The following is a 24857-nucleotide window of genomic DNA, read 5'->3' on the forward strand; positions in this document are numbered from 1 at the left end:
GCGGTTCACGGCGCCGGCATCACCGCGTCGGTGTAGCCGGTGAGCCGGTAGGCGATCATCCCGATCCACTCCTTCACGCCGATATCGAGTTCCCCCAGACCGGTGGAGGCGAAGCTGGCGAGGCGGTAGGCGTCTCGCGGCCAGTTGGTGCGGTAATCGACGGGATAGGCGGTGACGTCGAACCCGGCCTTGCGGAAGCAGCCCATCGAGCGCGGCATGTGCCAGGCGGAGGTGACGAGGAGCCAGCGCTCGCCGGGCTTCGGCTGCACCATCCGCGCGGAGAACACCGCGTTCTCGTGGGTGTTGCGGGATTGCTGTTCCAGGATCAGCCGGTTGCGCGGCACGCCGAGCGTGTCGGCGTAACGGCTGACGATCTCGGCCTCCGAGACCGCGTCCTCGCGCGTGCTGCCGGCGCCACCGGAGAAGACGAGACGCGCCTGCGGGTAGCGCCGGGCGAGGTCGGCCAGGGCGATGGCCCGCTCGCCCGCTTCGTTGACGGTGATCTGGTCACGGCCGATCGAGGTATCGGCCTCGACCGTCCCGCCGAGCACGACGATGCCGGTGACGGGCGTGCCGTCATCGATGAAGTTCGGAAACCGGTTCTCCAGCGGCGCCAGCGTCCAGGCCGAGAGCGGCGAGAGCCCGCCGAAGAGGAGCCCGACGAAGCTGGCGACCGTGAGAACCCGTCCGATCCCGCGGCCGGCCTCGGTGAAGAGCAGGAGGCAGCCGAGGAGCCCAAGCAGGATCAGGAAGTTCGACGGCGTGAGGACGAAGAAGATCAGCTTCGAGAGCGGGAAGAACATCGTCTTCTTTCGTCCGGGGTTCGACACGGCATCCGTCACGGGCTGAGCTTCACCGGGAAAATCAGGTGAGCGGCAGCGACAGAACGGCCGAGGCGGCGGGCCGTTGCGCCAGCGTGCCGAGCCAGCGGCGGATGTTCGGGCGCTCCTCCCGCTCCAGCGGCAGCTGGAACCAGCGATTCGCCGCGAGCCCCACGGCGATATCGGCGATGGAGAAGTGCTCGCCCGCCACGTTGGCCGTGTCCGCGAGATGCTGATCAAGCAGGGCGGCACAGCGCTCGGAAGCCGCCCGCGAGGCCTCGATCACCCCCGCGTCCCGCTTGTCGGGGGCGACGCGCACGAGTTGGAGAAAGGCGTCGCGCATCGCCGGAGTGAAGGTGGTGGCCTGCCAATCGAGCCACTGGTCGATGAGCGCGCGGGCGCGCGGCGCCTCCGGCAGGGCCAGCGGGCCGCCATGGGCGTAAGCAAGGTAGCGCAGGATCGCGTTCGACTCCCAGAGGACGAAGCCGTCCTCTTCCAGCGTCGGCACGAGGCCGTTGGGATTCATCGCGCGGTAGCGGGCATCATTGACGATGCCGTGCGCGCCGCCCGCCTCGATATGTTCGTAGGCCAGACCAAGTTCGTCGAGCGCCCAGAGCGCCTTCTGCACGTTTCCGGAGCTGGCCCGCCCCCACAGCTTCAGCGTCATCCTCGGTCCTCGTCGTCGCTCTCGGGGGATAGGCGTGAACGGCCCCGCTCGGATCGGTTACCCGCCAGGACTCGTCCGCCGCGTCAAGATAGCCCGGCCCCACCGGCACTTTGCCGTGGCCGCCGGGAATGTCGAGCACGTAGAGCGGCTGGGCCAGACCCGAGAGGCGACCGCGCAAGGTTCGCATCAGCGCCTGCCCCTCCGGCAGCTCCGTGCGCAGATGGCCGGTGCCCGGCGCGAGATCGCCGTGGTGGAGGTAGTAGGGCTTGATCCGGTTCTCGACGAAGCGGCGCATCAGGGCTTCGAGCGTTTCCGCATCGTCGTTGACGCCCCGCAAGAGCACGCTCTGGCTCACCATCGGGATGCCGGCATCGACCAGCCGGGCGATGGCCGCGCGCGCAGCCGGCGTGAACTCGCGCGGATGGTTGGCGTGGAGCGCCACGAACACCGCGCCGGAGAAACCCTTGAGGGCGGCGACCAGGGCCGCGTCGACGCGGGCGGGCTCGACCACCGGCACGCGGGTGTGGAAGCGCAGCACCCGCACATGCGGGATCGCGCCGAGCGCATCAGTGATCGCCGCGAGCCGCCGGGGCGAGAGGGCGAAGGGGTCGCCCCCGGTCACCACCACCTCCCAGATCTCCGGATGCGTGGCGATGTAGCGGTAGGCCGCGGCCAACTCTACTTCGCTGAGCGAACCCTGGCCGGCCGGCCCGACACGTTCGCGGCGGAAGCAGAAGCGGCAATAGACCGGGCAGATGTGCAGCGGCTTCAGCAGCACCCGGTCGGGATAGCGGTGGACGATGCCGGGCACCGCCTCATGCGTGTCGTCGCCGATCGGGTCGGCGCGCTCTTCCGGACGCGTCTCGATCTCTTCCGCGCGGGGGATGAACTGTCGGGCAATCGGGTCGTCGGGGTCGTTGGCGTCGATCAGCTCGGCCATGTCGGCGGTCACCGAGACCGCGTAGCGCGCCGCGACCCGCTCCAGGGCGGGAAGGGCAGCTGCGTCCACCAGCCCGGCGCGGGCCAGCGCGGTGGCACTCTTCAAGGCGAGGCTCACCGCGACCGGTTCCGGGGGACCGGTGTCCAGATCACGTCGTCGATGCGGGGCGCGCCGGTGGCCAGCATCACCAGCCGGTCGAAGCCGAGCGCGATGCCGCTCGCCTCGGGCATCACCGCCAGCGCATCTAGGAACTCCTCGTCGATGGGGTAGCGCTCGCCGTAGATGCGGGCCTTCTCCGCCATCTCCGCCTCGAAGCGGCGGCGCTGCTCGGCCGGATCGGTGAGTTCGCCGAAGGCGTTGGCGAGTTCGACGCCGCAGGCATAGAGCTCGCAGCGCTCGGCGACGCGTGGGTCGCGCGGGCTCGGCCGGGCGAGCGCCGCCTCGCTCACCGGATACTCGCACAGGATGGTCGGACGCCCCTGGCCGAGATGCGGCTCGATCAGCCCGACGAGGACGCGGCTGAACAGGTCGGCCCAGGTGTCGTCCGGGGCGACCCGCAGGCCGCGGGTCATCACCGCGTCGGCCAGTGTATCCCGGTCGGTGCCGCCATCGGGCGAGACCGTGGCGAGGAGGTCGATGGCCGCGTAACGCTGGAAGGCCTCCGCCAGGGTCAGCCGCTCGAAGGGTGCGAACGGATCGGCCTCGCGCCCGCGAAAGGTCAGGCGTCGCACGCCCGCCGTCTCGGCGGCGAGCGCGAGTAGCGCGGCGCCGTCCTGCATCAGCGCGTCGTAGCTCTCGCCCGCCCGGTACCATTCGAGCATCGTGAATTCGGGATGGTGCAGCGCGCCGCGCTCGCGGTTACGGAAGACGTGGGCGAGGCTGAACAGGCGCGGCTCGCCCGCCGCCAGCAGCTTCTTGCAGGCGAATTCCGGCGAGGTGTGGAGGTAGAGCGGCTCGCGCGCACCATCGGGCAGAATCGCCTCCGTGGCGAAGGCCGAGAGATGCGCCTCGTTGCCGGGAGAGACCTGCAGCGCGGCGGCTTCGACCTCGACAAAATCGCGCTCGGCAAACCACGCGCGAAAACCCGCGAGGATGCGGTTGCGGGTGAGCAGCAGCGGCCGGCGATCCGCATGGAGGCCGGGATGCCACCAGGGCGAAGACTCGTGACTCACGCGAAAACAGCCTCCGGCTGGCAACCGAGCCGCGGATAGGGTAGGGCCTCGCGGATGATTCCGCTCATCCGGCCGAGACGCCGGTGAAGAGCCGCCGTTCTCGTCAAGCCAAGGTCCACGCTCGTGAAAGTGATCGCCAGTACCCTTCGTAAGGGCAACGTCGTCGATAAGGACGGCAAGCTCTACGTCATCCTGACGGCGGAGAACATCCACCCCGGCAAGGGCACTCCGGTGACGCAGCTCGATATGCGCCGCATCACCGACGGCGTGAAGATCTCCGAGCGCTACCGCACCACCGAGCAGGTCGAGCGCGCCTTCGTCGAGGATCGCGACCACACCTTCCTGTACCAGGACGGCGAGGGGTATCACTTCATGAACCCCGAGAGCTACGAGCAGATCGCCGTCCCCGCGGACGTGGTCGGCGACGCCGCTCCCTACCTGCAGGAGGGCATGACCGTGACCCTCTCGACTCATAACGGCGTGCCGCTGACCATCGAGCTGCCGCAGCGCATGACCTTCGAGATCGTCGAGACCGAGCCGGTCACCAAGGGCCAGACCGCCTCCTCGTCCTACAAGCCGGCGCTGCTCTCGAACGGCGTGAAGACCTCGGTGCCGCCGCATGTCAGCACCGGCACCCGCGTCGTCATCATGACGGCGGACGGCTCCTACGTGGAGCGCGCCAAGGACTAAAGTTTTACGGCGGAGCCGCGGTGCCTTCCGCGGCCTCGTAGCAAAGCTGCGACAGTCCCTGCGCCCTGGCCCGCTCCTCCCCGGAATAGGGCTTGCCCGAGCCCCAGAGCCCGTCGCGCCGCAGGGCATCGGCCGTGCAGCGGGCAGCGATTCGGCAGGCCTGCAGCTCGCCGCCGGTGCGGGTGCAATTGCCCACGTAATCCTTGCGGAAGCCCGCGAGCCCGGCCTTGGGATGCGGCCCGGTCAGCGTGACGAGGCCGGTGAACAGGGCGAGCAAAGCCGGCTGGTGAACGAGATAGACGGCGAGGCTGTGCCGCCCGGCAAAGGCCGCCCCGCGCGCCACCGCGTTCCGGGCCTGCCAGCGGGCAAGCCACGACCCGGCCAGAATCGGCCGCGCGATCCGGGCGAGCGCAATCCCGGCCAGCACCATCCCGAACCAGGGAAACAGCGGCACCCAATCGTTGGTGTCCGGCAGCCCGCGGCCGAGGCCGAGGAAGTAGAGTTCCGGCACGTCGAGCAGGGGATGGGCCACGACGTGCGGCGCCACCAGCACGAGGGTGGCCGCGAGCGCCGTCACCGGGGCCGGCAGGAACACGAAGGGCAAGCCGAGCACGCTCGAGACGGCGATGCAGTGCAGGATGCCGAAGAAGATGTAGCTCTGCGGAAACGCGATCCAGGTCGCCAGGGTGATGAGGAGCGCCGCCCCGCCGATCCGCGCCAGTCGCAGGGCGAAGGGCCGCCAGCGCACACCGTCGCCATTGGCGAGAACGAGGCCGACACCCACCAGCAGCAGGAACGCCCCGGCGATGCCGTGGGCCGCCAGCCGCCCCGCAGGGGTCAGCGCGAAGTTCTGCGGCGTGAGCTGCAGGAATCCGAGATCCCACAGCCCATGATAGGCCGCCATCGCCGCGAGCGCCGCGCCGCGGGCGAGGTCGAGAGCATCGATCCGCCGGCTCGAACGGGGGGGCGTGGGCGCGGGGGAGGCAGGCATGGCCGCGCCCTATCACCGTTCCCCGGTCGAGGCGAAGGGCAGGCGCAAAGAGACACGACCTGTCGCTCGGACCGCCTTGCGGCCAATCGAATCAGCCCCGCATGAGACCGACAGCGCACTGAAATCGGTACGGATGATCCTAACCCGTTGTCCGGCCACGCTCTCGCGTCGCGGAACGGCATTCAAATCAATTGAGAGGACGGGCAACCCGGCGCATGCGAGATGCGACATTGTCGCCATGCTTCTGAAAAATGATCATTTGAAGTGTCCCGTTGCCGACCAAACGGGCTTTCCGCGTAATGTGACTTTGTTAACGTAGCTCCGGGATTGCGCCGCGCGATTCGGCACGGGTTGCTTACATGTCGAACGAACACGAACTGAGTGCCGTCGGGCTTCGTATGCCGGAGACGCGAGACCGCGCGATGGAGCGGGAGACCGAGGAGGAACGTCCGGCCGAACTCTTGGAGGTCGCCGGGCGCATCAAGTGGTTCGACGTCTCGAAGGGCTTCGGCTTCATCGTGCCGGATGACGGCTCGGCGGACGTGCTGCTGCACATCACCTGCCTGCGCCGGGACGGGCACCAAGCCGCGAGCGAAGGCGCGCGGATCGTGGTCGAGGCGGTGCAGCGCGCCCGCGGCTGGCAGGCCTTCCGGGTGCTCTCGCTCGATCAGTCCACCGCGCTCCACCCCTCCGAACTGCCGATGGCGCGCACCCACGAAGTCGTCACGCCGACGAGCGGGCTGGAGCGCGCAGTGGTGAAGTGGTTCAACCGCCTGCGCGGCTTCGGCTTCCTCAGCCGCGGCGACGACACGCCGGACATCTTCGTCCACATGGAGACCCTACGCCGCTACGGCATCGCCGAGCTGAAGCCCGGCGAGGAGGTGATGGTGCGCTACGGCGACGGCTCGAAGGGTGCTATGGCGGCGGAAGTCCGCCTCGTCGACGGGGCGCTTCCGGCTTCCCATTGACGGTGATCCGCGTGCCCGTGTTTCCCTCCGCGACAAAGCTCCTGCACCTCGCCGCCTGCCTCGCTACGCTGGCGGCCTTGCCGGCGCTTCCGCTCCGCGCGCAGGAGGCGGCGCCCGCCGCCCAGGCCGCGACCGAGCTGCTCGGCATCGTCGCCAAGAACGGCCGCCATGCCTTCCAGGTCGAGGTGATGCGCACCGACGCGCAGCGCGCCAAGGGGCTGATGTACCGCCGCTCCATGGCCGCCGACCACGGCATGCTGTTCGACTTCGAGCGGCCGGCGCCGGCCACGATGTGGATGAAGAACACCTACCTCTCGCTCGACATGGTGTTCATCCGCTCCGACGGCTCGATCGCCCGGATCGCCCCGGATACCGAGCCGCTCTCGACCAAGGTGATCCCGTCGGGCGAGCCGGTTCTCGCGGTGCTCGAACTCAACGCGGGCACCGCCGCCAAGCTCGGCATCCGTGCGGGCGACCGGGTCGAGCACCCGATGTTCAAGCGCTAGCGGTGATGGCCCCGGAGCCCGACGATCCGGCCGGGGTCTGGAACGATGCGCTGCGTGCCGCCAACCTATTCGCCGCCGACCCGCACGGTCTCGGCGGGATCGTGTTGCGCGCCGGGGCCGGTCCGGTGCGCGACCTCTGGCTCGATCATCTCCGCGACAGGCTGACGGGCCCGGTGCGGCGGATGCCGCCGGGCATCGCCGACGACCGGCTGATCGGCGGGCTCGATTTGCCCGCCACCCTGCGGGCCGGCCGCCCGGTGATCCAGCGCGGCCTGTTGGCGGAGGCCGATGGCGGTGTCGTCGTGGTGCCGATGGCCGAACGCCTGGAGCGCGGCACCGTGGCCCGGCTCGCGGGCGCCCTCGACACCGGCATGCTGGTGCTGGAACGTGATGGCCTCGCCGCACGGCTCCCGGCCCGCTTCGGCCTCGTGCTGCTCGACGAGGGGCAGGAGGACGAGACTGTCGCCGAGGCGCTGGCCGACCGATTGGCACTCCGCCTCGACCTGTCCGGCGTGAGCCTGCGGGACGTGAGAGCCGCCCCTTCGCATACCGCTCGCGGAGCGGACGCAGCGGCAGGCCCACCCGCGCCCGACGCGACCGCCACCCTCTGCGCCGTCGCGGAGGCCTTCGGCATCGCCTCGCTGCGGGCGCCGCTTCTCGCCCTGCGGATCGCCCGGCTCATCGCCCGGGAGGCCGGCCGCGACGATCCGAGCGAGGCCGACCTGATCGAAGCCGCGCGTCTCGTCCTGGCGCCGCGGGCGACGCGTCTGCCCGCGGCGCCGCAACCGGCCGAGCCGGAACCGGCGGACCCGCCGCCGCCGGAGCCGCAACCCTCACAGGACGCCGATCGCCCCCCAGAGGACGCGGCCGAACGGGCGGATGCCACGCCGAGAGAAGCCGAGGAGACGGTGCTCGACGCGGTCCGTGCCGCCCTTCCGAAGGACCTGCTCGCCCGGCTCCTGGCCGGCGGCCCGCCGCTGCGCGCCGGCGCGGCCGGGCGGATGGGGTCGGCCTCCGCCTCGCCGCTCACGGGCCGCCCGGTCGGCAGCCGCCCCGGCGACCCGCGCCGGGGGCGGCTCGACCTGATCGCGACCCTGCGCGCCGCCGCCCCGTGGCAGCGCCTGCGCCGGGGCGAGGCCGATCCGCGCCGCGTCCTCGTCACCCCGGAGGATTTCCGGATTCGCCGGTTGAAGCGGCGCAGCGAGACGACGACGATCTTCTGCGTCGATGCCTCCGGCTCGGCGGCGCTCGAACGGCTGGCGGAAGCGAAGGGCGCCGTCGAACTGCTCCTCGCCGAGGCTTACATCCGGCGCGACCGCATCGCCCTCGTCGCCTTCCGCGGCGCGCGGGCCGAGACGGTGCTGCCGCCGACGCGCTCCCTGGTCAGGGCCAAGCGCGTACTCGCGGGCCTACCCGGCGGAGGCGGCACGCCACTCGCCGCCGGGCTCGACACCGCCGCCGCCCTGGCCCTCGGCGTCCGGCGCGCGGGCGGAAGCCCGGTCATCGTCCTGCTCACCGACGGGCGCGCCAACGTCGCCCGCTCCGGCCTCGGCGGCCGGGCGCAGGCCGGCGAGGAGGCCTTGGCCGCCGCCCGCGTGCTGCGGGTGCAGGCGCTCCCCATCCTCGTGATCGACACCGGCGCCCGGCCCAACGGGGCGCGCGGCCTCGCCGAGGCGGCGCAGGGGCGTTACTGTCCGCTGCCCCATGCCGATGCGGGCAGCGTCAGCGCGGCGGTGCGCGCCGCCACAGCCTGAGGCCCCCTTTGCCCTTGCCCCCAAAAGACGACCGGCCGGATTGGGAGCGTGATGGCCGCGATTGGCCGCACCGGGCGGCGAGCCGCTTCGTGGAGGCGGCAGGCCTGCGCTGGCACGTGCAGGAATTCGGCGAGCCGGAGGCGCCCGGCCTGCTGCTCCTGCACGGCACCGGCGCCGCGACCCATTCCTGGCGCGGGCTGGCACCGCTTCTCGCCGAGCGGTTCAGGGTCGTCGCGCCCGATCTGCCAGGCCACGGCTTCACCGATCCGCTGCCCCCCCGCCGGCTCTCCCTGCCGGGGATGGCCGAGGCGGTGGGCGACCTCGTCACCGCTCTCGGCCTGAACCCGCGGCTCGCGATCGGCCATTCGGCCGGTGCGGCGGTGCTCGCGCGGATGTGCCTCGACCGGCGCATCGATCCCGACCTGCTGGTGGCGCTCAACGGCGCGCTGACGCCGTTTCCGGGTGTCGCCAGCTTCCTCTTCCCCGGCATCGCCCGGATGCTGTTCCTGAACCCCGTGACGCCGAAGGTTTTTGCCTGGAGCGCCGACCGGGCGGCGGTGCGTCGCCTCATCGACGGCACCGGCTCGCGCCTCGACCCGCAGGGGCTCGACCTCTACCGGCGGCTGTTCACCCGCCCCGGCCATGTCGCGGGCGCCCTCGGCATGATGGCGAATTGGGATCTTCCGACGCTCGCCCGCGATCTGCCGCGGCTCGAAACCCGCACGCTGCTGGTCGTCGGCGGGGACGACAAGGCGATCAAGCCGGACGATTCCTTCGCCTTGCGCGAGCGGCTGCGGAGCGCCCGCGTCGAGTTGCTGCGCGGGCTCGGCCACCTCGCGCACGAGGAGGCGCCGGAGCGGGTGGCGGAGATCATTCTGGCGGAGGCGGAAGCCCTTCGCGCCTCGATACCCTGAAACGCCTCTTGCGCTGACGAAAATCCCAGCCATAGTGTCAACCTATGTTGACACTGGCCGTCAAACCGACTGTCACGTCCGGCCCCGATGCCCGGCCGCATGCGGTCGTGATCGGGGCCGGCTTCGGCGGGCTGGCCGCGGCGGTTCGGCTCGGCGCCCGCGGCTATCGCGTCACCGTTCTGGAACGGCTCGACCAGCCGGGCGGCCGCGCCCGCGTCCACCGCCAGGACGGCTTCACCTTCGATGCGGGGCCCACCATCGTCACCGCGCCGTTCCTGTTCGAGGAGCTGTGGCGGCTGTGTGGGCGGGAGATGCACGAGGACGTGACTCTCGTGCCGATGCAGCCGTTCTACCGCATCCGCTTCGAGGACGGGCAGAGCTTCGCCTATAGCGGCGACCGCGCGGCGATGCGGGCCGAGGTCGCCCGCTTCTCGCCTGATGATGTGTCCGGCTACGAGCGCTTCATGGCCCATAGCGAGGCCGTGTGCCGGATGGGCTTCGAGGAACTTGGCCACGTCCCGTTCGGCAGCCTCGGCTCGATGCTGCGGATCGCGCCGGATCTGCTGCGCCTGTCGGGCCACCGCAGCGTCTACGACGTGGTGTCCCGCTTCATCCGCGACGAGCGGCTGCGCACCATCTTCAGCTTCCATCCCCTGCTCATCGGCGGCAACCCGTTTCGCGCCAGCGGCATCTACTGCCTGATCGCCCATCTGGAGCGGCAATGGGGCGTCCATTTCGCCATGGGCGGCACCGGGCTGCTGGTGGACGGTCTCTGCGGGCTGATCCGGGGGCAGGGCGGCCGCGTCCGCTGCGGCGAGGAGGTTTCGCGCATCCGCGTCGAGGACGCGCGGGCGACGGGTGTGGTGCTGGCGGGCGGCGAGGTCATCCCCGCCGACATCGTCGTCTCGAACGCCGATTCCGCCTTCACTTACGGCACGCTGCTCGGCGGCCGGACCCGGCGCTGGAGCCCGCGGCGTCTGGCGCGCGCCTCGTCCTCCATGGGGCTGTTCGTCTGGTATTTCGGCACCCGGAAGAAGTACCCGGAGGTCGATCACCACATGATCCTGATGGGCCCGCGCTATCGCGGCCTGTTGCAGGACATCTTCGACCGCAAGCACTTGGCGGACGATTTCAGCCTCTATCTCCACCGCCCGACCGCGACCGATCCGCTGCTCGCCCCGCCGGGGCACGACGCGTTCTACGTGCTCGCCCCGGTGCCGAACCTCGATGGCGGCCAGGATTGGGCGCAGCTTGCCGAGCCCTACCGCCAGCGGATCGCGCGCTTCCTCGAAGGCTCGGTGCTGCCGGGGCTGTCCGACGCCCTCGTCACCTCGCGGGTGACGACGCCGCAGGACTTTTCCGACGACTTCCTGAGCTTCCGCGGCTCCGGGTTCGGGCTGGAGCCGGTGCTGACGCAATCGGCGTGGTTCCGTCCGCACAACCGCTCGGAAGACGTGGCCAACCTCTTCCTCGTCGGCGCGGGGACGCATCCCGGCGCCGGTCTGCCGGGCGTGCTGTCCTCGGCGCGTGTCCTCGATTCCGTGGTGCCGGATGCCCGTGTTTGCGCCTGACCCTTTCGCCGCCAGTGCGGCGGACCGCTCTGCCTGCCGGGCCGCGATCCGCGCCGGCTCCAAAAGCTTTTTCGCGGCCTCGCTGCTGCTGCCGCCCTCGGTGCGGGTGTCAGCCTACGGCCTCTACGCCTTCTGCCGACTCTCCGATGACGCGGTGGACGAGGCGGGCGGCAACCGCGCCGCGGCCCTCGCCCGCCTTGAGCGACGGCTGACGGCGGCCTGTGCGGGCCGGCCCGACAACCACCCGGCCGACCGGGCGCTCGCAGAGGTGCTCGCCCGCCACGCCATCCCCGAAAAGCTCCCGCGGGCGCTGCTCGAAGGGCTGGCCTGGGACACGCAAGGCCGGCGCTACGACACCCTGTCGGAGCTGGCCGCCTATGCCGCCCGGGTCGCGGGCGCGGTCGGGGCGATGATGACGCTGGTGATGGGGGTACGCGACGGCCCTGCGCTCGCCCGCGCCTGCGATCTCGGCGTGGCCATGCAATTCACCAACATCGCCCGCGACGTCGGCGAGGATGCCCGCGCCGGGCGCCTCTACCTGCCTCGCGAGTGGCTCGACGCGGCGGGCATCGACCCGGACGCCTTCCTCGCCGAGCCTCGGCTCGGACCCAGCCTGCAACGGGTGGTGGCCGACCTGCTGGCGGCGGCCGACGAACTCTACGCCCGCGCCGAGCCCGGCATCGCCGCGCTACCGTTGAGCTGCCGCCCGGCGATTCGCGCCGCCGGCCTGATCTACGCGGAAATCGGCCGTGCCGTGGAGGCGAACGGCCTCGATTCGGTCACGCGCCGCGCGCGCGTGACCGGTGCGCGCAAGGCCGGGCTTCTGGCCACCGCCATCCTGCCCGCGGGCGGCGGGGGGCTATCGGCGCCGCCATTGCCCGAGACCGCCTTCCTCGTGGAAGCCGTGACGCACCATCCGGTCCCAGCCGCGCGCCGCCTGCCACCGTGGTGGAACGTGTCGGGGCAGGTCGTGCGCGTGCTCGACCTGATCGAAGTGCTGGAGGAGCGCGACGCCTTCCGCCGCTCGGCCGCGTCGTAAGGAAAACGAGCGGGTTCCCCTCTCCCTGCGCGGGGGAAAGGGCATGCACGCACCCGATCAGGTCCTCCGAAGCACCGTCACCCCAGCCCCCCGGCCTCCACGATGAAGCGAGCGACCGTGTCCGCCCCGTGCCCTTCGCGCAGGGAGGCGAACACGTAGGGCCGCGTGCCGCGCATCCGCTGGGTGTCGGCCTCCATCACCGAGAGGTCGGCGCCGACGAGGGGGGCGAGGTCGGTCTTGTTGACGATGAGCAGGTCGGAGCGGGTGATACCGGGGCCGCCCTTGCGGGGGATCTTCTCGCCGCCCGCCACGTCGATGACGTAGAGGGTGAGGTCGGCCAGTTCCGGCGAGAAGGTCGCCGCGAGGTTGTCGCCACCGGATTCGATCAGCACGAGGTCGAGCTTCGGGAAGCGGCGGCGCATCTCGGCCACCGCCGCGAGGTTGATCGAGGCATCCTCGCGGATCGCCGTATGCGGGCAGCCGCCGGTCTCGACGCCGAGGATGCGCTCCTCCGGCAGGGCGCCGGCCACCGTGAGGATGCGGGCATCCTCCTTGGTGTAGATGTCGTTGGTGATCGCGCAGATCTCGTAGGAATCGCGGAAGCGGCGGCAGAGCTGCTCCATCAGCGCGGTCTTGCCGGAGCCGACGGGTCCGCCGATGCCGACGCGCAGGGGTCCGTTCACGGATGCCATGACTTCCAAAAATCCTCAGGAGCGGAAGATGCGGGAATACTGCGTCTCGTGCCGGAAGGAGCCGAGATCGAGCCGCAGGGTCGCGCTGCCGAGCGCGTCGAGTCCGGCCTCGTGCAGCGCCTCGGCCAGTGCGGCGACGCGAGGGGTCAGCGCGGCGAGAATCGTCGTGCCCGCACTTTGGCCGACCGGCGCTACACGCAGCGCCGCCGAGACGAGGTTCTGAACGAAGGCGAGACCGTAGGCCGCCACCGTCGCCGCCCGCGCGACGCCGTGCGCGCCCGCCGCCGCACCGACGGCGACGGGGTAGGCGACCTCGGCGTTCAGCCGATCGGCGACCGTCGAGAGGGCAGGGCAGGGCCAGGCCCGCAGCGTCGCATCCAGAAAGCTGCGCCCCTGCTGGCTCGTCTCCAGATGAAGCTCGCGGGAGGGGGCGAGCGCCAAAGCGAGGTCGTTGATCTCGGCCAATCCCGCATCGTCTCCGGCCTCGGTGGCGCGATGCGCGGCAGCGCAGAGGATCATGTCGTTGCGCCCCGCGCCCCGCTCCAGCACGTCGGCGAGCCAGTCGCCGAGGGTGGCGGCGTCGCGGACGTCGCCGCACTCCACCGCCCATTCGAGCCCGTGCGAATAGGCGAAGGCGCCGACCGGATAGGTCGGCGAGAGCCATGCCATCAGCCGCAGGGCGTCAATCATGGGCGTGCGGGTGATCGTGCGAATGTCCGTGACCGTGGTCATGGGCATGACCGCCGGCATAGGCGCCGCCCTCCGGCCGGAAGGGCCGCGTCACCGGCTCGGCGCTGCCGCCCAAACCCCGCACCATCTCGGCGAGCACGTGGTCATGACCGATCCACACCGCCGCTTCGCCGATCTCGGCGGGGATGTGTCGGTTGCCGATATGCCAGATCAGCCGCTTGAGGGCGTGCGGGGTGGGCGCGCGGATCTCCAGCAGCGCCTCGGGCGCCGCCTCGACCCAGACGAGTCGGCCGTCCTCCAGCGCGAGGGCGTCGCCGTCATCGAGCACGGTGGCCTCGGCGAGGTCGAGCAGGAACGCGGTGCCGCCGACGCCGCGCATCGCCATACGGCGGCGATGCCGGTCGTTCGAGTCGAGCACGATGCGATCGACGATCTCGCCGGAGCCGAGACGGTCGCGGCGGATGACACGGGTGGCGCGGATCATAGCTCAGAACAGGAAGTAGCGCTGCGCCATCGGCAAGACCTCCGCCGGCTCGCAGACCAGCAATTCGCCGTCGGCGCGCACGTCGTAGGTCTCGGGGTCGATCTCGATGTTCGGGGTCGCGTCGTTGAGGATCATGCTCTTCTTCGAGATGCCGCCGCGCACGTTCTCCACCGCCACCAGCTCCTTGGAGACGCGCAGCTTCTCTTTCACGCCGTCCTCGAGCGCCGCCCGCGAGACGAAGGTGAGCGCGGTGGCATAGGGCGCGCGGCCGTAGGCGCCGAACATCGGCCGGTAATGCACCGGCTGCGGCGTGGGGATCGAGGCGTTGGGGTCGCCCATCGGCGCGGTGGCGATCATGCCGCCCTTGAGCACGAGGTCCGGCTTCACCCCGAAGAAGGCGGGCGTCCACAGCACGAGGTCGGCGAGCTTGCCCGGCTCGATCGAGCCGATATGGCGCGAGACGCCGTGCGCGATGGCCGGGTTGATCGTGTATTTCGCCACGTAGCGCCGGGCGCGCAGGTTGTCGTTGCCCGACGCGTCTCCGGGCAGGGCGCCGCGCTGGCGCTTCATCTTGTCGGCGGTCTGCCATGTGCGGATCACGACTTCGCCGACCCGGCCCATCGCCTGACTGTCGGACGACATCATCGAGAGCGCGCCGATGTCGTGCAGGATGTCTTCGGCCGCGATGGTCTCCTTGCGGATGCGGCTCTCGGCGAAGGCGAGGTCTTCGGGAATCGACGGGTCGAGGTGGTGGCACACCATCAGCATGTCGAGATGCTCGTCGATGGTGTTCTTCGTGAAGGGCCGCGTCGGGTTCGTCGACGACGGGAGCACGTTCGCGAGGCCGGCGACCCGCATGATGTCCGGCGCATGGCCGCCACCGGCGCCCTCGGTGTGGAAGGCGTGGATGGTGCGGCCCTTGAAGGCGGCGATCGTGTCCTCGACGAAGCCCGACTCGTTGAGCGTGTCGGTGTGGATCATGACCTGCACGTCGAAGGCATCCGCCACCGAGAGGCAGGTATCGATCGCGGCGGGCGTGGTGCCCCAGTCCTCATGCAGCTTCATCGCGCAGGCGCCGGCGCGGATCATCTCCTCCAGCGCACCGGGCACCGAGGCGTTGCCCTTCCCGGCAAAAGCGAGGTTCATCGGGAAGGAATCCGCCGCCTCGATCATCCGCGCGATGTGCCAGGGGCCGGGCGTGCAGGTGGTGGCGAAGGTGCCATGCGCCGGCCCGGTGCCGCCGCCGAGCATCGTCGTGACACCGGAGCAGAGCGCCTCCTCGATCTGCTGCGGGCAGATGAAGTGGATGTGGCTGTCGAAGCCGCCGGCCGTGAGGATCTTGCCCTCGCCGGCAATCACCTCGGTGCCGGGGCCGACGACGATGTCGACATTCGCCTGAACGTCCGGGTTGCCGGCCTTTCCGAGCTTGAAGATCCGACCGGCGCGGATGCCGACATCGCATTTCACGATGCCCCAATGGTCGAGCACCACCGCGTTGGTGATGACGGTATCGACGGCGCCCTCGGCGTTGGTCGCCTGCGACTGGCCCATCCCGTCGCGGATCACCTTGCCGCCGCCGAACTTCACCTCCTCGCCGTAGGTCGTGAGATCACGCTCGACCTCAATCTCGAGGCTGGTGTCGGCCAGCCGAATACGATCGCCGGTGGTCGGCCCGAACATGGCGGCATAGGCGGCGCGGGGCAGGCGGGCGGACATGGCAGAGGCTCGAATCGTGGGTCGGTCGATGGGAGAAGCAGGGTTGGTGCCGGAAGCGGCGTGCGGCCGCCCCGATCAGCCAGCCGGTCCGGGTGGCGGCGCACCGGGGGCCGGCGCGGCGTCCGCGGAAGGAGCGGGATCCGAGGCTGATCGCGCCGTCGCCTTCGGGCGCTTCTTGCGCATCACCTTCTTCACCTTGACGACAGGCTTGCGCGTCACGCGGGCGCGCATCTCCTGAAGCATCTCGAGCTGGATCTGCTGGATCTCGGCGAGCCGCTGCCACTGCTTGGTGACGAGGTGATCCATCTTCTCGTGCAGATGTCGGATTTCGAGTTCCGCCTTCAGGTTGACGCGGTAGTCGTTGTTCGAGCGCAGGCGGTCCTTCTTGTCCTGCCGGCTCTGGCTCATCATGATGATCGGCGCCTGGATCGCCGCGAGGCAGGACAGCACGAGGTTGAGCAGGATGAACGGGTAGGGATCAAACGCCTTCAGCAGGCCCATGGTGACGTTCACCGCCATCCAGGCGACCAGCACCAGCGCGAAGCTGATCAAGAAGCCCCAGGATCCGCCGAAGGCGGCGAGCCCGTCCGAGACCCGCTCGCCGAAGCTGCGGTGCTCGTCGTAATCCTCCTCGATATTCTCGGCGATCGTGTCCTGCGCGGCGATGCTCTCGGCCACCTGCCGGTCGAGGTCGGAATACTCGCCGTGCTCCTCCGCCAGCAACTCGGCGACGAAGCGCGTCCGGTAGCCGGCGAGCGCCTTGTTGCTGATGAGCGCGTCCTCGCTCAGATCGGGGTAATCGACCCGGATGTGCTCGGCCAGCGCCGGCCGCAGGCTCGCCACCGGAACTAGGTTCCGGCGGTTCATCTCGACACCGGTGATCGCACAGACGGCCCGCTTCTTCGCGGGTGCCGGATGCGCCTTCGCGTCGAGCGCCATCGGCGCCGGATCGTGCTCGTGCACCTCGTCGGTCAGGCTCACAGGCTACCCACGCCATCGCTGCGGAAGCGGCTGCCCGTGCGCCTACCCGAGAGTGCGGGCGGCGTCACGTCCCTGCCGGCCATCAGAGCGTCCCTCGCACCTCGGCGGCGGCGCGGTCGAAGAGGCTTTCCAGGGGGGCGTTGGTGCCGCGGCAGCCCGCCACGACCTCTTGCGCCCAGGCGATGTAGTCGGCGATCCGCTGCCGCTCCCAGCCTTCCGGCGGGCTCGCCGTCAGCGAACGGAGATTGCTGGTCTTGTCGGCGAGCTTGATCGCCTTGGCGCCCGCCGACTTGTGCGGCGCCGCCTCGACTTGCCGCCGCTTGCGCTCCGCTTTCGGGAGAGACTTGTCGTCCGTCACCTCCGCGACGAGACTGGCGACACGCGGGCCGAACAGGCGTTCCAACTCTTCGCGGTCGGTCTGCGTGTCCTCGAGCGTGTCGTGGAGCCAGCCGGCGGCCACGAGAGCGGCGTCGGGTTCCCCCATCGTCTCCGCGAGAAGGGTCGCGACTTCCGCCAAATGGTTGAGGTAGGGCTCACGCGCGGCGCCCTTCCTCTGCTGGTCCGCGTGCCGGCGGGCGGCGAAATCGGCCGCCCGCGACACGAGCGCCACGTCCCTCCGGCGATCCGGATCGAGCCCGCTCACAGCGGCCCCATCACGTCGCCGCGGAAGCCGTAGACCTTCCGGTCACCCGAGAGTGGCACCAGCGCCACCTCGCGGGTCGAGCCGGGCTCGAAGCGCACCGCCGTGCCCGGTGCGATGTCGAGGCGCTGGCCGCGGGCCTTGTCACGGTCGAACACGAGGCCGGGATTCGCCTCGAAGAAATGGTAGTGCGAGCCGACCTGGATCGGGCGGTCCCCGGTATTGGCCACCTCGATCACCGTGCGCGGCGCGCCGGCATTGAAGACGATCTCGCCGGGCAATGTCGTCACCGTGCCCGGCACGTCCGCCGAGGGTGCGCCGCGGATCGGGTGGTGGACCGTGACGAGCTTGGTCCCGTCGGGGAAGGTCGCCTCGACCTGAATGTCGTGGATCATCTCGGGCACGCCCTCCATCACCTGGGAGGCATCGAGGACGCGGGCGCCGGCCTGCATCAACTCAGCGACGGAACGCCCGTCGCGGGCGCCCTCCACCACGAAGTCGGTGATAAGGGCGATCGCCTCCGGATGGTTGAGCTTCACCCCCCGCGCCAGCCGGTTGCGGGCGACCTGCGCGGCCATGGCGACGAGGAGCTTGTCTTTCTCGCGGGGCGTAAGGAGCAAGGCGTGCGTCCTGAGGTGAGAGTCGGGCGGGCCTGAAGGTGGGCCGAGCAAGGATCATGCTCGGCTCAAGGTCAAGCTGATCAGGTCTGCCACACGCGCGGCATCGGCTGCCCGCGCCATGCGGCGAGGAAGCGGGCGGCGGCGTCGCGCAGGGGAGCGACGGTGGGGGCCAGCATCCGCACGGCGAGATGGCCGTTCCAGGCACTCGCCCCGGCCTCGACCTGCGCCGGCAGGGTGTCGAGGAGGGCCCGGGCCTCGTCGAGCCGGCCTTCCGCACGCGGCGAAAGGTCGAGGATCGTCGCCAGCGCGCGGGCCCCGCCGCCGATCGCCCGGCGGTCCATGAGGGCCGTGACCGCGCCGTCGAGGCGCAGGCTGTCGGCATAGACGAGGCGGCCGTCGCGGCGGATGCGCCAGCGATCCTCGAACAGGGCCTCCTCCAGGCTTTCGCCGCGGGCGGCACGGCCGAGCACCGCAATCTCGGCCACGAGCAGCGACGCGTCGGGGGCAAGTTCCGCCTCGAAGCGGCGCACCAGCCGGGCGCGGTCGAACAGGATCGTCTCCTGCGGCAGCCAATCGAGCCGCCCGCCCGCGCCGACGCTGACCCGGTTGACGATCTCCGCGCAGGGTCCGTCCGAGCGGTAGATCTTCTCCGCCGCGGTGGTGGTCAGCACGCAGGCCCCACCCGGCTCGACCGTCACCGACACCGTGAACACATCGCCGCAGGCGATGCCGCCGCCGGTATTGACCAGCACGCCCTCCAGCATCCGCTCGGCCCCCGGCGGGGACAGCGCAGGCGCAAGGGGCCGCTCTCGGCGAGATCGACGATCCGCGTCGGCGCATCCGCGGCTGTTCCAGCCGGGGCGACGCGCAGATGCACCGCGCCCTGCGAGCGCTGGCGGGACAAGGCGGGGCGGAGCGGTTCGGCGGCAGGGATCGGACGGCCTCCGGCGGAGCGGGTGCCGGCTTCATCGGCCACCCGAACCCCGGTCCGCAAGGTGGCGGGCACCACCGGTCGGGTGCCATCCCGCACCGATCTTCGGCAGCGATGGCACAGGATGCGGGCAGCGACGGCCGTTCTTGACCGTGAGGTGGTCACTCTTCCCCTTGACCGGAGCGGCCGGAACGCCCACCGCGTCATCGTTTCAAGGGCGTTCAACCGAGCCTTGCGACGTCCTGCTCAACGATCGGGACCTCATCCGGCCCCGAGAGGCGATCGTCATGATTTCATCTGACCCCGAGGCCGTCTCCGCCTCGGCCTACCGCGAAGCGATGGCTCAGCTCGCGAGTGCGGTGCATCTCGTGACCACGGACGGGCCCGGCGGCCGTGCGGGTCTGACGGCGACGTCGGTGTGCAGCGTCAGCGACGGCCCGCCGACGCTGCTGGTCTGCCTCAACCGCAATTCAACTGCCTATCCGGCTTTCCTGCGCAACGGCGTGCTCTGCATCAACACGCTCACGGCGGCGCATGAAGGCCTCGCCACCGACTTCGCCGGCCGCGTGCCGCAGGCCGAGCGCTTCGCGGGACCGGACTGGGGTCGGTTGCAGACCGGCGCTCCGGTGCTGGCGGGTGCGCTCGTTGCCTTCGATTGCCGGATCGTCGATCGCCACGAGGTCGGCACGCATGACGTGCTGATCTGTGCAGTCGAGGCGCTCGCCGAGATCAGCGGCGCCGAGAGCCTGCTCTATGCCGGGCGGCATTATCGCGTCCTGCCGCGCCCGGATTCCGAGTGCGATTGATCACCCTTGCAGAGGCGGAAAGCCGGCCGCGGCGCTGAGCGCCGAGCCGGTTTATTTCGCAACGGCCCTCAATCGAAGCGCTGCGCCAGCAGCCTCGAAGCCCGGCCGCTCGGTAGAGAGCGGCCGGACGCATCGAAGCAAGGTCGCCCAACAGGCGCTCAGCGCTCGTAGTGGCGCGCGCGGGCGGTGTTGGCGTTGAAGGTGCTGCGGGTCTGACGCTCGGGCGCGACCAGGCGGGGATCGCGCTCCGGGACGCCGAACAGGTTCAGCGGCTCGGCCGAGCGGGAAACGCTGCCGGTCGCCTCCGGCTGCTGCGCTCCGGCCATCCGGCCCCGATCGCCAGCAAAAGCGCCACCCGATGATACCGCGAGCGCGACGAGTGCGGCGGAGAAGATGCGTACGGACATGTTCTTGTCTCCCGAACGAGGTGTTTCGGTCAGGGAGATAAGCACGGCGCGGGCGCGATGCTCACAGAATTTGTGCAGCGAAGCCCACCGGATAGCCACAGATTGCGTACAATGCGGGCAGCAGCAGAACGCTCCAAACAACCCAAGCCGCAGACCGCAGCCTCGGGCATATAGCATTTTCTATATTTTACAGCAGTTTAGCTTTTAATCGAAGGAATCTGCCTGCTCGCATAGCATGTGGCATGATCCTTTCCCGACATGTGCGCGCGGACACGGCGCGCGTTTCTGCCGGGACTAAACGAGCGGCATCCCGTGGAGGAGTACCGCGACCACCTCTCCCAACTGATGGGTGGTACGCGAATCGGTGACAGTTGCCTGCGCCGTGACCAATGCGGACGGGCGCACTGATGCCCTACTGATCTGCGGTCGCCCGGTACCGGCGACCTACGGACTTCGCTCTCGCATCGGCGATTGTCTCCGCGCCGGGCTCATCCTCCCGGAGTCTGCTTTCCTCGACGTCGTGCCGATCCGCTTCGGCGTGGCCGAGCCGGAGGGGCCGTATCAAGCCCCGGTCGCCAGCCCCTGGAGCGACCAAGCCGATCGCGGCGCTGATGTCAGCCGAACAGGTGCTGGGCGAGCCGCGAATGCTCCTCGCGCAGGCGTCCGGTCTCGATGCCGACGGGCTCCCCGTCGATCACCCGCCACGTGCCCGCGACCATCACCCGATCCGCCCGGTGGGCCCCGCACAGGACCAGCGCCGCGAGCGGATCGTGGGCGCCGGAGAACCGCAACTCGTCCAGGGTGAACAGCGCCAGATCCGCCTCGCGGCCGGGCTCGATCCGGCCAATGTCGTTGCGGTTGAGGCAGGCGGCGGAGCCCTCCGTCGCCCAGCGCAGGGCGTCGAGATGGGTCACGGCTTCCGCACCGTAGGTCAGGCGGTTGATCATCAGAGCGTGGCGCACGCCCTCCATCAGGTTTGAACTGTCGTTGGAGGCCGAGCCGTCGACGCCGAGGCCGACGGGGGAGCCCGCCGCTTCCAACTCGCAGGTCCGGCAATGGCCCGAGGCGAGCACCATGTTCGAGGTCGGGCAGTGGCACACGCCGACGCCGGCCGCGCCGAGGCGGCGCACCTCGTCGTCGTTGAAGTGGATGCCGTGGGCGAGCCAAGCCCGCCGCGTCATCCAGCCGACCTCTTCGAGGTAATCGACCGGGCGCTGGCCGAACGCCTCCAGGCAGAAGGCGTTCTCGTCGCGAGTTTCGCCGAGATGGGTGTGAAGCGGGCAATCGTAGCGCTCGGCCAGCACGGCGCTCTCCCGCATTAGCCGCTTGGTGACGGCGAAGGGGGAGCAGGGGGCCAGCCCGATCCGCACCATCGCGCCGGGCGCGGGATCGTGGAACAGGCGCAGCACCCGCTCGCTGTCAGCGAGGATGGTGTCGTCGTCCTGCACCAGCGCCTTTGGCGGAAGGCCGCCCTCGTCCTGCGACAGGCTCATCGAGCCGCGGGTGACGATGGCGCGGATGCCGAGGGAGCGCGCCTCCTCGACTTGGATATCGACGGCGCTCTCCAGCCCGTTCGGGAACAGGTAATGGTGGTCGCCCGCCGTTGTGCAGCCGGACAGCAGCAGCTCGGTATAGGCGAGGCGCGTCGCGAGCCGGAACGCATCCGGCGTCAGCCGCCCCCAGATCCCGTAGAGCGCCTGCAGCCAAGGAAAGAGCGGCTTGTTGATCGCCGCCGGATGGGCCCGCGTCAGCGTCTGGAAGAAGTGGTGATGCGTGTTGATGAGCCCGGGGATGACGACGTGGCGCGAGGCGTCGAACGTCTCATCTACCGGTGCGGCGGGCTGCCCGCCGGCCGGCACCCGCTCGGCGATGCGGCTACCCTCGACGACGACGCCCCCGCTAGCTCCGTCTGCCAGGATCGCGAGGGGATCGCGTATCCAGAGCCGCCGCGCGTCCGTGCCATCCGCTGCCATGCCGACTCCTGAGATCGATCGAAGGTGAGACCGGACCCGTTACCGCTCCGGTTGTATCGGACAGCGAAACGAGAGCGCGTTCCGACGAAGTGGTCACCGGTTCGTCGATCGAATGCGCGTCGAAACGAAGACCTAGAGACGACGGACTGATGCGATCAGGTCGGATACGGCTCTACGGGTGGAGCCGCCGAGGCGAAAGCGTCTTGGCTGAGACTTCTGGTGGAAGCTTCGCAGAACTTCGCGTTTTGATACATGGATCTATGGACGCCGTGCGGAGGCGCCCCTATCTTTGCTGAAAGCTTCCGCAGCGGGTGCCGATGCACGCGATGCGAAAGCCAACGGCCGGCGTTGTCCTTCTCCGACCCCGAGAGGATTTTCCATGTCGCGCGGCAGCCGCTTTTCGACCTTTTTCCTCCTGCTCGGCACGATCCTGGCGGCGCCCTCTGCAGGCGCCGAGGAGAAGGCCGCAGGCCAGTGGACCGATCCGCCGGCCAAGGTGAGCACCCCGGCGATGAACGCCGCCGCGACGAAACCGGCTGCGACCCCTGCGAAGATCGAGGAGCCGAAGGTCTCGGCCCGCTCCGAAGCCAGGCCGAGCCGACGTGCGGCCAAGGCTCGCCCGGAGCGGGTCCGAACGGCCACGAGCCGCGCCCGGCCGATCCGCCAAGCACGGGTGGAAGTGTCGCGGAAGGTAGAGAGCCGACCGAGCCGGCGGGTCGTGGCCCGGATGATGCCGCCACCAAGGACGGTCAGGGCGACGGGACGGAGCCTGAGCCCGGTCTATGGGTACATCGCACCCGATGCCCCGGCCGAGGCCTATTACGAGCAGCGCCGGGTCGGAACCGTCGGGAATAGGCCGGGCGAGCTCAGCCTCCCGTTGGACGGCGGACCGGCCTATCGCACCGTCGGGATGCGCCGGGACGGCCACCTCATCATGCGCTGGCGAGGCCCCGGCGTGTCGACCGGCCTCGTGAGCAGCCAGCCATCACCGTTCGACTGATCGGCGCGGCATAGGTGATCGACTCCGCCTTTCGACAGAGGCGGGGCCGTCAGATACCGGGGACGTGAGAGGCGGTTAGCGAGCGCGGCCGGGACGCGCCGGCTCGAACACGATGCGGCGGTGATAGGCGCACCAGCTCTTGCCATCGGCGACCGGAGCCCCGCAGCATACGGCTTGGTCGCTCGGCTCACCGATGATGAACTTGCAGACGAAAGTGCCGGATTGCGCGAAGGGGACACGAAGATCGGCGGAGGGTTCGGCAATCGCATCGGCCTCACCGACTTGCGGCAGGCGGAAAAGTTGGTTCATCGTGCGGACACTCGGTGTTCGGACTCGCTGGACCCAAGCGAGGGGCGGCACAGCGCCCTGGGCCTGGACGGATGTTTCGGCCGGCCCGCGCGTCTCACGCGATCCGTACGACGACGGTCAGTCCCGGCGGAATGCGGGACCGGCGTCGCGAGCGGGCGCGAGACGAAGGTCGGCTGATAGTCTGGTGTAAGTATACCTGATTCCCCGACAAACAACCCCTGAGCCGGCGCGACAGCTGCGCGCTGGAAGCAGGGTTAGCTCGTTCACCGGGCGAAAGGCGGGCGGACACCTGCCTGAAAAACCCTGTGAAAACGATAATCGAAGTTGAGACACAACGTTCCCGATCCGCCCGGCGACCCACCTCCTGACAGCTGATTGCGTTCCTTGCGACGCGGGCGTGCGGACGCTATCCCGTTTCAGAGTGCCTCATGAAAATCCCGACCGCCGATCGCTGCTCCGATCGCCTCTCCTCTTGGCAAGGCTCTTGGCACGGCGGCGCAGCGGGAGTTGAGTGAGCGACACGGATCCTCTGGAAGACGGCGCACCGGGCCTCGCATGCATGCTCTCGTCACGGGCTCGGCCGGCTTCATCGGCCACGCGCTGAGCCGCCGTCTGCTGGCGGCGGGCTTCGGCGTGACGGGCTTCGACGGCCTCTCGCCCTATTACGATGTCGGACTGAAGCGCGCCCGGCAGGCGGATCTCGCCCAATCTCCCCGCTTCGAGGCGGTGGAGGCACGGCTCGAAACGCCCGGCGCGCTCCTCGACGTGATGGCGCGGGTCAAGCCGGACCTCGTCTTCCATCTCGCGGCGCAGGCGGGCGTTCGCTACAGCCTGATCGACCCCGGCGCCTATGTCGAGGCGAACCTCGTCGGCTTCGCCAACCTGCTGGAGGCGGTGCGCGCCCACCCCGTCAAGCACCTGCTCGTCGCCTCGACCAGTTCGGCCTATGGCGGCAATGCGAGCGTGCCGTTCCGCGAGACCGACCGCGCGGTCTCGCCGCTCACCCTCTACGCCGCCTCGAAGCTCGCCAACGAGGCGATGGCGCATTCCTACGCCCACCTGTTCCGCGTGCCGACGACGGCGTTCCGCTTCTTCACGGTTTACGGACCGTGGGGGCGGCCGGACATGGCCCTGTTCCTGTTCACCCGGAAGATCCTAGCGGGCGAACCGATCGAGGTGTTTGGCGAGGGCGCGGCCGAGCGCGATTTCACCTTCATCGACGATCTCATCGACGCGATCGTCGCGCTGTCGGAGCGCCCGCCGCCGATGCCGTCCGAGGGCGGCCCGGTCTCGGCCGCCGACACCCTGAGCACGGTCGCGCCCTATCGTCTGGTCAATATCGGCGGCGGCCGCCCGGTCCGGCTCGATGCCATGATCGGCGCCCTGGAGGCGGCCCTGGGGCGCAAGGCCGAGCGCGTGCTGAAGCCGCTCCCGCCCGGCGACGTGATCCGAACCCATGCGAGTCCCGACCTGCTGCGCGACCTCGTCGGCCGCTTGCCCGAGACGCCGCTGGAGACTGGCATCCCCGCCTTCGTGCGGTGGTATCTCGACTATTACGGGGACCAATAGAGCCCT

General features: G+C 70.0%; 25 protein-coding genes and 1 pseudogene. 10 read left to right on the plus strand and 16 right to left on the minus strand.

Features of this window, described 5'->3' with window-relative positions; translation table 11 throughout:
• Positions 1–5 precede the first annotated feature (5 nt).
• From MSPGM_RS15025 to epmA, 4 genes are all read right to left on the minus strand, one after another.
• Entirely contained in the window at positions 6–803 is a 798-nt protein-coding gene (locus MSPGM_RS15025) for a YdcF family protein (protein ID WP_003599280.1), read from the minus strand.
• 61 nt (positions 804–864) lie between these two features.
• Positions 865–1449 carry a glutathione S-transferase family protein gene (locus MSPGM_RS15030; protein ID WP_261925692.1) on the minus strand — a complete coding sequence of 195 codons (585 nt, stop codon included), beginning with the start codon at positions 1447–1449 and terminating at the stop codon, positions 865–867.
• Positions 1364–2545, minus strand: coding sequence for a lysine-2,3-aminomutase-like protein (locus MSPGM_RS15035; RefSeq protein WP_261925693.1), 1182 nt, complete (start codon positions 2543–2545; stop codon positions 1364–1366). Before MSPGM_RS15035 ends, MSPGM_RS15030 begins: the two co-directional genes overlap by 86 nt.
• The gene (gene epmA / locus MSPGM_RS15040) at positions 2542–3600 is read right to left on the minus strand and encodes an EF-P lysine aminoacylase EpmA (protein WP_003599277.1); all 1059 of its coding nucleotides are present in this window, start codon (positions 3598–3600) and stop codon (positions 2542–2544) included. Before epmA ends, MSPGM_RS15035 begins: the two co-directional genes overlap by 4 nt.
• A gap of 123 nt (positions 3601–3723) precedes the next feature.
• On the opposite strand from epmA, the gene efp reads away from it, so the two are divergent.
• Positions 3724–4290, plus strand: coding sequence for an elongation factor P (gene efp / locus MSPGM_RS15045; RefSeq protein WP_003599274.1), 567 nt, complete (start codon positions 3724–3726; stop codon positions 4288–4290).
• A gap of 4 nt (positions 4291–4294) precedes the next feature.
• Here efp and MSPGM_RS15050 read toward each other — a convergent pair whose 3' ends face one another.
• On the minus strand, positions 4295–5281 hold the full coding sequence (locus MSPGM_RS15050) for a heparan-alpha-glucosaminide N-acetyltransferase (RefSeq protein WP_003599272.1): 987 nt from the start codon (positions 5279–5281) through the stop codon (positions 4295–4297).
• A gap of 422 nt (positions 5282–5703) precedes the next feature.
• On the opposite strand from MSPGM_RS15050, the gene MSPGM_RS15055 reads away from it, so the two are divergent.
• Genes MSPGM_RS15055 through MSPGM_RS15080 form a run of 6 tightly spaced genes read left to right on the plus strand, consistent with a single transcriptional unit; the run spans position 5704 to position 12033 of the window.
• Entirely contained in the window at positions 5704–6249 is a 546-nt protein-coding gene (locus MSPGM_RS15055; protein WP_003599271.1) for a cold-shock protein, read from the plus strand.
• Positions 6246–6755, plus strand: a complete 510-nt coding sequence (locus MSPGM_RS15060) for a DUF192 domain-containing protein (protein ID WP_003599269.1) — start codon at positions 6246–6248, stop codon at positions 6753–6755. The genes MSPGM_RS15055 and MSPGM_RS15060 overlap by 4 nt, the downstream gene beginning before the upstream one ends.
• 5 nt (positions 6756–6760) lie before the next feature.
• Positions 6761–8509: a magnesium chelatase subunit D gene (locus MSPGM_RS15065; protein ID WP_012753216.1), complete on the plus strand. Its 1749-nt coding sequence runs from the start codon at positions 6761–6763 to the stop codon at positions 8507–8509.
• Positions 8510–8517: 8 nt separating this feature from the next.
• A complete protein-coding gene (bchO, locus tag MSPGM_RS15070; protein ID WP_003600233.1) occupies positions 8518–9423 on the plus strand; it encodes an alpha/beta fold hydrolase BchO in 906 nt (301 codons plus the stop codon).
• A gap of 44 nt (positions 9424–9467) precedes the next feature.
• Positions 9468–10994: a phytoene desaturase gene (locus tag MSPGM_RS15075; RefSeq protein ID WP_003600232.1), complete on the plus strand. Its 1527-nt coding sequence runs from the start codon at positions 9468–9470 to the stop codon at positions 10992–10994.
• Complete coding sequence (locus MSPGM_RS15080; protein ID WP_003600230.1) at positions 10975–12033, plus strand: phytoene/squalene synthase family protein; 1059 nt, start codon at positions 10975–10977, stop codon at positions 12031–12033. Before MSPGM_RS15075 ends, MSPGM_RS15080 begins: the two co-directional genes overlap by 20 nt.
• Positions 12034–12110: 77 nt before the next feature.
• Here MSPGM_RS15080 and ureG read toward each other — a convergent pair whose 3' ends face one another.
• The 8 genes and pseudogenes from ureG to MSPGM_RS15120 all read right to left on the minus strand — a co-directional run bounded on the left by ureG (position 12111) and on the right by MSPGM_RS15120 (position 18865).
• Entirely contained in the window at positions 12111–12725 is a 615-nt protein-coding gene (gene ureG, locus MSPGM_RS15085; RefSeq protein ID WP_003600229.1) for an urease accessory protein UreG, read from the minus strand.
• Between the two features lie 15 nt (positions 12726–12740).
• The gene (locus tag MSPGM_RS15090; protein WP_003600228.1) at positions 12741–13457 is read right to left on the minus strand and encodes an urease accessory protein UreF; all 717 of its coding nucleotides are present in this window, start codon (positions 13455–13457) and stop codon (positions 12741–12743) included.
• The gene (locus MSPGM_RS15095) at positions 13408–13899 is read right to left on the minus strand and encodes an urease accessory protein UreE (RefSeq protein ID WP_003600227.1); all 492 of its coding nucleotides are present in this window, start codon (positions 13897–13899) and stop codon (positions 13408–13410) included. Before MSPGM_RS15095 ends, MSPGM_RS15090 begins: the two co-directional genes overlap by 50 nt.
• Positions 13900–13902: 3 nt before the next feature.
• Entirely contained in the window at positions 13903–15615 is a 1713-nt protein-coding gene (ureC, locus tag MSPGM_RS15100) for an urease subunit alpha (protein ID WP_003600226.1), read from the minus strand.
• Positions 15616–15690: 75 nt separating this feature from the next.
• Complete coding sequence (locus MSPGM_RS15105) at positions 15691–16596, minus strand: DUF1003 domain-containing protein (RefSeq protein WP_012753220.1); 906 nt, start codon at positions 16594–16596, stop codon at positions 15691–15693.
• An 82-nt stretch (positions 16597–16678) separates the two neighbouring features.
• Positions 16679–17239, minus strand: a complete 561-nt coding sequence (locus MSPGM_RS15110; protein WP_012753221.1) for an HD domain-containing protein — start codon at positions 17237–17239, stop codon at positions 16679–16681.
• Complete coding sequence (locus MSPGM_RS15115) at positions 17236–17856, minus strand: urease subunit gamma (protein ID WP_003600223.1); 621 nt, start codon at positions 17854–17856, stop codon at positions 17236–17238. The genes MSPGM_RS15110 and MSPGM_RS15115 overlap by 4 nt, the downstream gene beginning before the upstream one ends.
• 80 nt (positions 17857–17936) lie before the next feature.
• A pseudogene (locus MSPGM_RS15120) lies at positions 17937–18865 on the minus strand (urease accessory protein UreD).
• A 209-nt stretch (positions 18866–19074) separates the two neighbouring features.
• Here MSPGM_RS15120 and MSPGM_RS15125 point away from each other — a divergent pair.
• Positions 19075–19593: a flavin reductase gene (locus MSPGM_RS15125; RefSeq protein ID WP_003600219.1), complete on the plus strand. Its 519-nt coding sequence runs from the start codon at positions 19075–19077 to the stop codon at positions 19591–19593.
• A 158-nt stretch (positions 19594–19751) separates the two neighbouring features.
• Here MSPGM_RS15125 and MSPGM_RS15130 read toward each other — a convergent pair whose 3' ends face one another.
• Together MSPGM_RS15130 and MSPGM_RS15135 are read right to left on the minus strand one after the other, a co-directional pair.
• The gene (locus MSPGM_RS15130) at positions 19752–20000 is read right to left on the minus strand and encodes a hypothetical protein (protein WP_003600217.1); all 249 of its coding nucleotides are present in this window, start codon (positions 19998–20000) and stop codon (positions 19752–19754) included.
• Between the two features lie 614 nt (positions 20001–20614).
• Positions 20615–21973 carry an 8-oxoguanine deaminase gene (locus MSPGM_RS15135; RefSeq protein WP_003600215.1) on the minus strand — a complete coding sequence of 453 codons (1359 nt, stop codon included), beginning with the start codon at positions 21971–21973 and terminating at the stop codon, positions 20615–20617.
• 379 nt (positions 21974–22352) lie between these two features.
• Between MSPGM_RS15135 and MSPGM_RS15140 the strand changes: the two genes are divergently transcribed.
• Entirely contained in the window at positions 22353–22973 is a 621-nt protein-coding gene (locus MSPGM_RS15140; RefSeq protein WP_261925694.1) for a hypothetical protein, read from the plus strand.
• Positions 22974–23048: 75 nt separating this feature from the next.
• Here the strand turns inward: MSPGM_RS15140 and MSPGM_RS15145 are convergent, their stop codons facing one another.
• Positions 23049–23282, minus strand: a complete 234-nt coding sequence (locus MSPGM_RS15145) for a hypothetical protein (protein WP_003600212.1) — start codon at positions 23280–23282, stop codon at positions 23049–23051.
• A 555-nt stretch (positions 23283–23837) separates the two neighbouring features.
• Between MSPGM_RS15145 and MSPGM_RS15150 the strand changes: the two genes are divergently transcribed.
• A complete protein-coding gene (locus tag MSPGM_RS15150) occupies positions 23838–24851 on the plus strand; it encodes an NAD-dependent epimerase/dehydratase family protein (protein ID WP_003600211.1) in 1014 nt (337 codons plus the stop codon).
• Positions 24852–24857 lie beyond the last annotated feature (6 nt).

Origin of the sequence: Methylorubrum sp. GM97, from assembly GCF_024347855.1 — a bacterium.
Lineage (GTDB): Bacteria > Pseudomonadota > Alphaproteobacteria > Rhizobiales > Beijerinckiaceae > Methylobacterium > Methylobacterium extorquens.